12 protein-coding genes are annotated in these 9,369 nt (G+C 33.2%); 6 read left to right on the forward strand and 6 right to left on the reverse strand.

The features are described 5' to 3' along the window. Position 1 precedes the first annotated feature (1 nt). Positions 2-394 carry a DoxX family protein gene (locus tag ACPX19_RS14555; RefSeq protein WP_426430760.1) on the forward strand — a complete coding sequence of 131 codons (393 nt, stop codon included), beginning with the start codon at positions 2-4 and terminating at the stop codon, positions 392-394. Here ACPX19_RS14555 and ACPX19_RS14560 read toward each other — a convergent pair. The 5 genes from ACPX19_RS14560 to ACPX19_RS14580 form a co-directional block, all read right to left on the reverse strand. Next, on the reverse strand, positions 383-1,126 hold the full coding sequence (locus ACPX19_RS14560) for a hypothetical protein (RefSeq protein ID WP_426430761.1): 744 nt from the start codon (positions 1,124-1,126) through the stop codon (positions 383-385). The genes ACPX19_RS14555 and ACPX19_RS14560 overlap by 12 nt on opposite strands. A gap of 100 nt (positions 1,127-1,226) precedes the next feature. After that, positions 1,227-3,221, reverse strand: a complete 1,995-nt coding sequence (gene ligA / locus ACPX19_RS14565; protein WP_426430762.1) for an NAD-dependent DNA ligase LigA — start codon at positions 3,219-3,221, stop codon at positions 1,227-1,229. Position 3,222: 1 nt separating this feature from the next. Continuing rightward, on the reverse strand, positions 3,223-3,804 hold the full coding sequence (locus tag ACPX19_RS14570) for a TIGR00730 family Rossman fold protein (RefSeq protein ID WP_426430763.1): 582 nt from the start codon (positions 3,802-3,804) through the stop codon (positions 3,223-3,225). 1 nt (position 3,805) lies between these two features. Further along, complete coding sequence (gene prmC, locus ACPX19_RS14575) at positions 3,806-4,687, reverse strand: peptide chain release factor N(5)-glutamine methyltransferase (RefSeq protein WP_426430764.1); 882 nt, start codon at positions 4,685-4,687, stop codon at positions 3,806-3,808. 2 nt (positions 4,688-4,689) lie between these two features. After that, positions 4,690-5,181, reverse strand: a complete 492-nt coding sequence (locus ACPX19_RS14580) for a GNAT family N-acetyltransferase (protein ID WP_426430765.1) — start codon at positions 5,179-5,181, stop codon at positions 4,690-4,692. A 62-nt stretch (positions 5,182-5,243) separates the two neighbouring features. Between ACPX19_RS14580 and ACPX19_RS14585 the strand changes: the two genes are divergently transcribed. The 5 genes from ACPX19_RS14585 to ACPX19_RS14605 are packed head-to-tail and all read left to right on the forward strand — an operon-like array spanning position 5,244 to position 8,767. Further along, positions 5,244-5,702, forward strand: a complete 459-nt coding sequence (locus tag ACPX19_RS14585) for an LEA type 2 family protein (RefSeq protein ID WP_426430766.1) — start codon at positions 5,244-5,246, stop codon at positions 5,700-5,702. Next, on the forward strand, positions 5,703-6,710 hold the full coding sequence (ribD, locus tag ACPX19_RS14590; RefSeq protein ID WP_426430767.1) for a bifunctional diaminohydroxyphosphoribosylaminopyrimidine deaminase/5-amino-6-(5-phosphoribosylamino)uracil reductase RibD: 1,008 nt from the start codon (positions 5,703-5,705) through the stop codon (positions 6,708-6,710). It abuts the gene before it with no gap. Continuing rightward, complete coding sequence (locus ACPX19_RS14595; protein ID WP_426430768.1) at positions 6,703-7,314, forward strand: HAD-IA family hydrolase; 612 nt, start codon at positions 6,703-6,705, stop codon at positions 7,312-7,314. The genes ribD and ACPX19_RS14595 overlap by 8 nt, the downstream gene beginning before the upstream one ends. Next, the gene (locus tag ACPX19_RS14600; RefSeq protein WP_426430769.1) at positions 7,311-8,159 is read left to right on the forward strand and encodes an EamA family transporter; all 849 of its coding nucleotides are present in this window, start codon (positions 7,311-7,313) and stop codon (positions 8,157-8,159) included. The genes ACPX19_RS14595 and ACPX19_RS14600 overlap by 4 nt, the downstream gene beginning before the upstream one ends. Next, positions 8,159-8,767, forward strand: a complete 609-nt coding sequence (locus ACPX19_RS14605; protein ID WP_426430770.1) for an IMPACT family protein — start codon at positions 8,159-8,161, stop codon at positions 8,765-8,767. The genes ACPX19_RS14600 and ACPX19_RS14605 overlap by 1 nt, the downstream gene beginning before the upstream one ends. Here ACPX19_RS14605 and ACPX19_RS14610 read toward each other — a convergent pair. Continuing rightward, the gene (locus ACPX19_RS14610) at positions 8,762-9,169 is read right to left on the reverse strand and encodes an acyl-CoA thioesterase (protein WP_426430771.1); all 408 of its coding nucleotides are present in this window, start codon (positions 9,167-9,169) and stop codon (positions 8,762-8,764) included. The genes ACPX19_RS14605 and ACPX19_RS14610 overlap by 6 nt on opposite strands. Positions 9,170-9,369 lie beyond the last annotated feature (200 nt).

Here is a 9,369-nt window from a genome sequence, read left to right on the forward strand (position 1 = left end):
TATGAAATCTAACAAAATTATTTTAGTACTAAGAATTACTGTAGCTATTATACTAATTCAAACGCTTCGTTTTAAGTTTACCGCACATCCAGATAGTGTTTACATTTTTGAAACCGTGGGATTAGAACCTTACGGACGAATAGGAATTGGTGTTTTAGAATTAATTGCAGGAATCTTATTATTAATCCCAAAAACTATTTGGGCGGGAGCATTTTTAACAATAGGTCTTATTGGTGGTGCTATAATAATGCATTTAACTCAGTTGGGAATTGAAGTAAACGGAGATGGAGGCGTATTGTTTTTTACAGCAATAATCACTTTTTTATTAAGTGCAATAATACTTTATTATTACAGGAAAAACATCCCAATTATAGGCAAGAAATTAAGCTTCTAGCTGCCCGTCCATATCTAAATATGTAGGCTGAGGTCCAGTATATTTATTTTGTGATTGTAGATAGAAAAATATAAAAGCCACAACCAAGAAAAACGAATATATAAATCCTAAGTTTTTATCTTCTAAAATATAGTAATAGGCTAATTGTATTATTTCTGAAAATACAACACATATAGAGCCTAATAAAAACAACATAGACTTATTGTCATTCCTATACATGTAGTCAATTAAGGCGACAGATAATAATGCCATGATAACCCCATTATAGACAAACTCTAAAATATATTCATATGTTGATAGCCTTCCATCAGTAGCATCTGTGACTATGACTACACAAAATACATCTAGCACAAAGAGAATTATAATAGGTATTGATAACTCTTTAAAAACTCTTTTTAGATTAATTAAAGACAAAACTTTGATAATTAAAAACAAGTATGCAGTAATAAAAAGGATATTAGAGCCATAATAGTAATAATCTATTTCTCCTTCCTCTATTAATGGCACATACCACGCAGCATAGCTTAAAAGGTGTCCAAATGTAAAAGTTACTAAAAACCAAAAGAAAAGCCTAGACTTGTCAGTTGTCCAACCACAATATAAAGTGGTCAACAGAACAAGCATTAAAGCACTAACGGCAGCACCTTCAACTTCATGCGCAAGACCTTGGAGCATTATGAAAACGCCGCCTAAAAGCAATAGCAGTACTTTTAAGATTTTATTTACTAACATTAATTAATCCCTTATTAATGAAGCGAATATATAAAAAAATTACAATTAAACGATAAAAAAATACTTTTTATCGATAAAAAGCTAAATTTATTGTAAGAATTTATTTCAAAAACAATAAAAACTCTTGTTCAGAAATAATAGCTATACCTAAATTTTCAGCCTTTGCACGCTTGCTAGGACCCATATTATCACCAGCTACTACATAACTAGTTTTAGAAGATATTGAAGATGATACTTTACCACCATTATCTTCAATTAACTTTTTAAGGTCGTTCCTAGAAATGGATTCAAATACACCTGAGACTACAAAAGCCTGTCCTTTTAACTTATCGGTTAGATTGGCTAACTTTTCAGCTGAAATTTCCAATTGAACACCATACGCCTTTAAACGCTCTATGATAGTTTTATTTTCTTCAGAAGAAAAGAATTCCACAACACTCTCTGCGATTCGATCACCTATTTCATCTACATTAACCAAATCCATTGTAGACGCAAACATTAGGGCATCAATAGATTTATAATGTTTAGCTAACTTTTTTGCAACGGTTTCACCAACATACCTAATGCCAAGTGCAAACAAAACACGCTCAAACGGAATCTGTTTTGAGGCCTCAATACCTTTTACTAAATTCTCTGCACTCTTCTCTGCCATACGCTCTAACGGTATAACTTGATCTACCGTTAAATCATACAAGTCTGCATAATTCGAGATCAAACCTTCATTAACCAAAAGTGCTACGGTTTCACCTCCAAGCCCTTCAATATCCATAGCTTTTCTTGATATGTAATGCTGAATACGACCTATAATCTGTGGTGGACAACCATTATAGTTAGGACAATAATGCTTGGCTTCACCTTCTGGTCTTACAAGTGCTGTTTGACATTCAGGACAATGGGTTATGTAAATTGTAGGTTCGGAATCTTTTGGTCGTTTTGTAAAATCCACTGCAATTATTTTTGGAATGATTTCACCTCCTTTCTCAACAAAAACGACATCCCCTTCTCTAATGTCTAATTTTTCAATCTGATCAGCATTATGTAAAGACGCGCGCTTTACAATAGTACCTGCTAATTGCACTGGCTCTAAATTGGCAACAGGTGTAATAGCTCCAGTACGTCCAACCTGATAAGTAATTTCGTTAAGCCGGGTTGAAACCTGCTCTGCCTTAAATTTATAAGCCATGGCCCATCGTGGGGCTTTTGCTGTATAACCCAATTCCTCTTGCTGATACAAACTGTTGACTTTGACAACCACACCATCTATCTCATAGGGCAAACTAAACCTATTCTTTTCCCAATAATTCACATAGTCTAATACCTCATCTATAGAATTTACCAATTTAGCCTCCTTAGGCACCTTAAAACCCCAAGCTCTGGCTTTTTCTAAACCTTCAAACTGTGTTGAAATATTGAGACTATTTCCTTTTATACTATACAACAGACACTCTAAAGGTCGTTTGGCGACTTCTGAACTGTCTTGTAATTTCAAACTTCCCGATGCTGTATTTCTGGGATTTCGATAGGGTTCTTCTTCATTAGCAATACGCTCTTCATTCATTTTTAGAAATCCTTCAATAGGAAGCACAATTTCGCCTCTTATGTCAAAGCGCTCAGGATAATCTCCTTTGAGTTGAAGTGGTACTGTATTGATGGTTTTTACATTAGCCGTTACGTCATCACCTTGTACTCCATCACCTCTAGTAACCGCTCTTACTAATTTTCCGTTTTCATAGGTGAGATTCATTGAGGCACCATCATATTTAAGTTCACAGGTATACTGAACTTTACCTTCAATCATTTTTTTGATGCGCTTTTCCCAATCCATTAAATCTTCTTTAGAATACGAATTGTCTAAAGAATACATCCTGAAATCGTGAACAACCGTATTAAAATTTTTAGTAATGGTCCCACCAACGCGTTTTGATGGTGAATTTTCATCATGGAATTCTGGATGTGCCTCTTCTAAAGCCTGAAGTTCTTTCAACTTCATATCAAACTCGTAATCGCTAATGGTAGGATTATCGAGTATGTAGTAGTTATAATTGTGCTGACGTAACTCGTCTCTTAGAGATTCAATCTTAGATTTTACATCCATTCTATAATCTTTCTTTATTTAACCATTTAGGTGTAGGTAATGGCTTGTAGTTATTCAATTTATCAAATAAGCCCTCAATGGTCGTATCCACAACCACAGCATCTAAATTTTCTTGTTTTAAAAACCCTCTCTGCACCATAATCTCACACTGTGCAATTAAGGCATCATAATAACCATTGATGTTTAAAATACCTATAGGTTTGGTGTGCAATCCTAGTTGTCCCCAAGTTGTTATCTCAAAAAACTCATCCATAGTGCCAAATCCACCAGGAATAATGATAAAACCATCACTTTTTTCGTACATCTTCACTTTACGATCGTGCATGTTTTGAGTTACTATAAGCTCGGTAAGTTCAGTATTTACAATTTCTTTGGTTTCAAGAAAAGCTGGAATAATTCCAATGGTTTTACCTCCATTTTCCATGACACCTTCAGCCACTTTTCCCATAATGCCAATCTTGGCTGCACCATAAACAAGCGTTATGCTTTTTTGAGCAAATTCCTTACCTAAAGTATAAGCTGTAGTAATAATTTCATTATCATTTCCTTCACTACTGCCACAAAAAACTGATATACTTTTCATATTAAGTTTTTATTCCTTTTATCATTCTGTCATTTAGGTTTAAGTCCTTTCTTAACTCAACAGCTTTAAACTCAGTATCAACCAAAAGTTGCTTTGTTTCTTGACCAAGATACTGGTTAATTTCAAAATATAGTGAGCCATTAGACTTCAACTTATCAACAGCAAAATCGGAAATAGCTTTATAAAAAACTAATGGGTTTCCGTTGTCTACAAATAGCGCTAAATGCGGTTCGTTTTCTAGAACATTTGGTCTTATTTCTTGCTTTTCTAGCTCACGTACATATGGTGGATTGGATACGATTATATCAAAAAAGCCCATCTGTCCTACAGCTCTATAATCCATAAGTGAAGACTCTAAAATATCAGCTCTAATAAACTCAACTCGAACTCCATTTCTATCAGCATTCTCTTTTGCAATGCTTAAAGCTTTTTTTGAAATATCTAAAGCATAAACCTTTGCATTGGGCAAATGTTTTGCCAAAGCAACAGCTATACAGCCCGAACCTGTTCCGACATCTAAAATATTGAAGGAAGTAGAACTTTGGACTTTAAATTTTGAATCTTTAATGATCCAATCCACAAGTTCTTCAGTTTCGGGTCTAGGTATTAAAACATTCTCATTAACCTTAAAAGTCAAACCATAAAATTCAGTTTCACCTAAAATATATTGAATTGGTTTTTGCTGTTTTAAGTCTTCTAGAATTGAAAAGAAAACATCTGTTTCATTCTTAGTTAAGGTAAATTCCGGCTCTAATTGTAATTGTATTTTAGCTATATTGAGGTGGTGCTCTATACTGAGGTAAAAAAAGTTTGATACTTCATCCCTGCCATATATAGCATCTAACTCCTGGTGAAATATGTACTTAATATCTTTTGCTTTCAATCTTAGAGCGTTTTGAGCATCCAAACCGTACAAGAATAATGACCCGTATTACCCATAGGCTTGTCAATATATTCAAATCCTACCTTCTGATATAACTTTCTGGCATCATTCATATAAGGCATAGTTTCTAAATAACAACTTTCATAACCTGATATTTTTGCAAAATTTAGGCAAGTATTCATCATGGCAATCCCCAACCCTTTTCCTCTAGCCTCTGATAAAAAATACATTTTTTGCAACTCGCAAACATTGCCTTCATAATTGTCTAAAGGGGCTATACCTGCACCGCCGAGAATCTCCGCACCTTTTGCCAAAACAAAATATTTGGCTTTGGGCTTACTGTAAGTCTCAGTCATGCAATCTAAGGACACATCTTCGTAAGCAGTGCCAACTTTAGGAACTCCCATTTCTATTAAAACGCTCCGTATAGCTTTAGCAATTTTAGGATTGTCCTTTAGTTCTATTTCTCGAATAACTATGGTATCTTTACCCAACTTAATTAAAACTTTAATACTGACTAATTTTACGGTATGAAGATAGTTATTATTACCTTTCTATGAAGAAAAGCATTGTATTCATTTTGGTGATTTGTTCACTTGTTTTTAACTGTACTTTTAGAGAAAAACCTCAGTTTATTGGAATTGATAATTTTAAGGTCTTAGATTCCAATATTGAGAACATTACCATAAGCGCAGATGCCGAATTTTCAAATCCTAACGACCTTGGAGGTACCTTACAGACAGATGCCTTAAAAGTCTTTGTAAACGACAAGGAAATAGCCATATTTAACTCTAAGGAATTTGAAGTGCCTTCTAAGAATACATTTAAAATTCCGCTAACGGTTTCTGTAGCAACGGACAGTATCATTGATAAAAGTAACCTCAGCGGATTTTTGGGAAGTCTACTTTCAAAAAAAATAAAAGTGCAATACAAAGGTGATATTAAGTATAAAGTTTTGGGCTACTCTTCTAGTTATAAAGTGGATAAAACCGAAGACATAAAAATTAAACTCTAATTGCTAACCCACGAATTTTACATAAAACGCTGTCTACAAATTGCCAAGAATGGACTTGGAACCACGAGACCTAATCCTATGGTTGGTGCCATAATTGTTCACAATAATAAAATTATAGGTGAAGGTTACACTAGCCCTTATGGCGGACCGCATGCCGAAGTAAACGCCATAAATGCTGTTAAAGACAAATCGCTACTCACAAAAAGCACCATTTACGTTCTTTTAGAACCATGCAGTCATTTCGGCAAAACTCCACCTTGTAGCGATTTAATCATAAAATATAATATTCCAAATGTGGTTATAGGCTGTAAAGATGATAACCCTGAAGTTGCAGGCAAAGGCATCGCCAAATTAAAAGCACATGGTTGCAATGTTATAGTTGGTGTTTTGGAAAAAGAATGCAAAGACCATTTAAAACGTTTTTTTACATTTCATAATAAAAAACGACCTTTTATTATTTTGAAATGGGCAGAAACACAAGATGGTTTTATTGCACCTTTATCAAAAGATGAACAAAAACCTGTTTGGATTACAAACACTTACTCCAGACAATTGGTGCATAAATGGCGTGCTGAAGAGCAAGCTATTTTAGTTGGCACCAATACAGTGATTGAAGATAACCCAAGCCTTACCGTTAGAGATTATGAAGGTGAAAATCCTATGAGAATTATTTTAGACAAAACCAACAAACTCAATAACATTTATACGGTCTTCAATGCATCTGCAAAAACTATAAAACTTACCAACTCAGAGTTGAATTTCAATCAGCATTTGGCTTCTCAAATTTGTAGTGTCTTACATCAGCAAAATATAAATTCTGTGATTATTGAAGGTGGTGCTAAAACACTCCAAACCTTTATAGATGAAAATTTATGGGATGAGGCAAGAGTGTTCATTGGTAAAACCGAATTTAAAGAAGGCGTTAAAGCACCTATTCTAAAAAAAGCCAGATTAATTTCAGAGCAAAATATATTTGACGATTGTTTAAAAATCTACAAGAATGATTGATACGCTAATTTTTGACTTTGGTGATGTGTTTATCAATTTAGACAAACAAGGAGCCATGAAAAATGCGCTTAACTTGTTTAAGACAGACCACTTCGAAGAGGATATGCTTAATACCAATTTACTTTATGAAGTTGGTAAAATTTCAACCGAAGAGTTTATTTACTTTTATAAATCGAAGTTTCCTTACTTGGAAACGCACCAAATCATTGAAGCATGGAATTTCATTTTGAAAGATTTTCCTAAATACCGATTGGAATTCATTCAGCAATTAGCAAAAGAGAATCAGTTTAAGCTCATATTATTGAGTAATACAAATGATATGCACATAGATTTCATAAAAACCAACGTAGGCTTTTATGAAGACTTTAAAAATTGTTTTAATCAATTCTATTTATCTCAGGAAATTCACCTAAGAAAACCCAATCGAGATATATTCGATTTTGTTTTAGAGAGCAATAACCTAAAGCCTGAATCGTGTTTTTTCATAGACGACACAAAGGAAAATACAGATATGGCGTTGTCTTTAGGAATTAATGTCTGGAATATTGATGAAACGCGCGAAGATGTCATCAATTTGTTCAATCTTAATAACACTTTATTTTGATTTTTCTTTTACTAAGCGTTCTATCCTCTACGGCTATTTTTGTACTATTCAAACTCTTTAACAAGTACAATGTAAATACGCTTCAAGCTATTGTATTTAATTACATTACAGCAAGCTCTTGTGGGGTTTTACTTTATGACAAAAAAGTTAATGCTTTTAGTTTAATCAATGAGTCTTGGTTTTATGTCGCTCTTGCTTTAGGCTTTTTGTTTATAAGCATCTTTAATGTCATGGCACTTACAGCTCAAAAAAACGGATTATCAGTTGCTTCTGTTGCAAGTAAAATGAGTGTTATAATTCCAATTCTATTTGGCATTTTAGTTTACAAAGAAAGTATAGGTATTAAGAAAATAACTGGTATTGTTCTAGCACTTTTTGCCGTTTACCTGACCTCTATTAAACCAAAATCCAATACAGTACTTACTAGAGCTATTTATTTGCCTGTTATTTTGTTCTTAGGTTCTGGTATTATTGACACCACTGTTAATCATTTTGCACCAGAGGATAATATGCCTCTATTTTTAGCCATTATTTTTGCTAGTGCTGGAACAATTGGGCTGGTATTAGTGATTATGAAATCTGTAAAAGCCAAACATAAATTTAAAACAAAAGCGATTCCGTTTGGTTTTGCTTTAGGATTGGTAAATTATTGTTCAATGTATTTTTTATTAAAAGCATTGCGAGTAGAAGGCTTTGAGACTTCTACTGTGTTCACCATTAATAATGTTGCTATTGTTGCTGTATCTTGTTTAACTGGTTTATTAATTTTCAAAGAAGTAATTTCTTTTAAAAATTGGGTTGGTATTGGCTTGGCCTTAATTTCTATAATATTAGTAACCTTATAATGTTGACTGAAGACACATACAGAACCATTTCCGAATCTGCTATTGGTGAATTATTTAAAGATAAAGGCAGTAAATTTATTGGCTATGCCTTTCCTGTTGAAGATGAAGATCAAATAAAAACTTTCTTAGAAGAAGTTAAAAAAGAACACCACTCAGCAAGACATTGGTGTTATGCATATCAACTAGGCTCAGAAACAATAACCTACAGAGCAAATGACGATGGTGAGCCAAACAATTCAGCCGGAATGCCAATTTACGGACAAATCCAATCGTTTGAGTTAACAAATGTGCTTGTCATAGTCGTTAGATATTATGGCGGCGTAAAACTTGGTGTTGGTGGATTAATCAATGCTTATAAAACTGGTGCTCAATTTGCTTTAGAAGCATCAGACATTATTGAAAAAACAATTAATAAGTATTTCATAATCAAATTTGAATACAAAAACATGAGTAAAGTGATGAGAATACTTAAAGAAAATCAGATAGAAATATCCAAACAAACATTAAAGCTTAATTGTTTGTTGGAAATATCTGTCAGAAAAGGTAACGCTTCAAAAATATTTGAGTTATTTAATCAATTTTATGGTGTTGAAATAGATGAATTATAACGAATAATTTTGCAGTTTGTCTAAAAGATATTTTGGGCATCTTGTAGGCTTATTTCGTTTTGCGTCTATAAATGCTAAAATTGTGTTACCAGTAGCCAACAATTCGTCTTTGTTATCTCTCAATTCATAATCAAACTCTATTGAGGCAGTAGGCATTTTTTTTAACTTAGTTTTTACTTTAAGCACATCATCATAACGTGCTGAATTTTTGTAATTTATATGTAATGAAATTACAGGAAGCATTATACCCTCTGCTTCCATGGCACTGTAGCTAAGACCAAACTCTCGTAACCACTCAGTTCTACCCACCTCAAAATAAACAGCATAATTAGCATGGTACACAACACCCATCTGGTCTGTCTCTCCATAGCGGACTCGTATTTCTGTTACGTTATAATTCAAAATTTAGACTGGTTTTTAAATAAAAATTTGTAGTTTTAAAGGATTTTAAACATGAGGAAAAATTTCTTAAAATTCAATAAGAATTGATTTTTTTTTTTAATATTTTGTTCACATATTTGTCATGTTCAAAAACGCTAAGAGAATCCTTATTCTCTTTTTTTTTGCTAATCTAACTAACAATATAAAATCTAACTAAAAGA

The organism is Winogradskyella sp. HB-48, assembly GCF_049942685.1.
Lineage (GTDB): Bacteria > Bacteroidota > Bacteroidia > Flavobacteriales > Flavobacteriaceae > Winogradskyella.

What these genes read in the sequence shown, in the direction of transcription:
- ACPX19_RS14555 (WP_426430760.1), top strand. Translation starts at nt 2, where the DNA reads ATGAAATCTAACAAAATTATTTTAGTACTAAGAATTACTGTAGCTATT.
- ACPX19_RS14560 (WP_426430761.1), bottom strand. Translation starts at nt 1,126, where the DNA reads ATGTTAGTAAATAAAATCTTAAAAGTACTGCTATTGCTTTTAGGCGGC.
- ligA (WP_426430762.1), bottom strand. Translation starts at nt 3,221, where the DNA reads ATGGATGTAAAATCTAAGATTGAATCTCTAAGAGACGAGTTACGTCAG.
- ACPX19_RS14570 (WP_426430763.1), bottom strand. Translation starts at nt 3,804, where the DNA reads ATGAAAAGTATATCAGTTTTTTGTGGCAGTAGTGAAGGAAATGATAAT.
- ACPX19_RS14585 (WP_426430766.1), top strand. Translation starts at nt 5,244, where the DNA reads ATGAAGAAAAGCATTGTATTCATTTTGGTGATTTGTTCACTTGTTTTT.
- ACPX19_RS14595 (WP_426430768.1), top strand. Translation starts at nt 6,703, where the DNA reads ATGATTGATACGCTAATTTTTGACTTTGGTGATGTGTTTATCAATTTA.
- ACPX19_RS14605 (WP_426430770.1), top strand. Translation starts at nt 8,159, where the DNA reads ATGTTGACTGAAGACACATACAGAACCATTTCCGAATCTGCTATTGGT.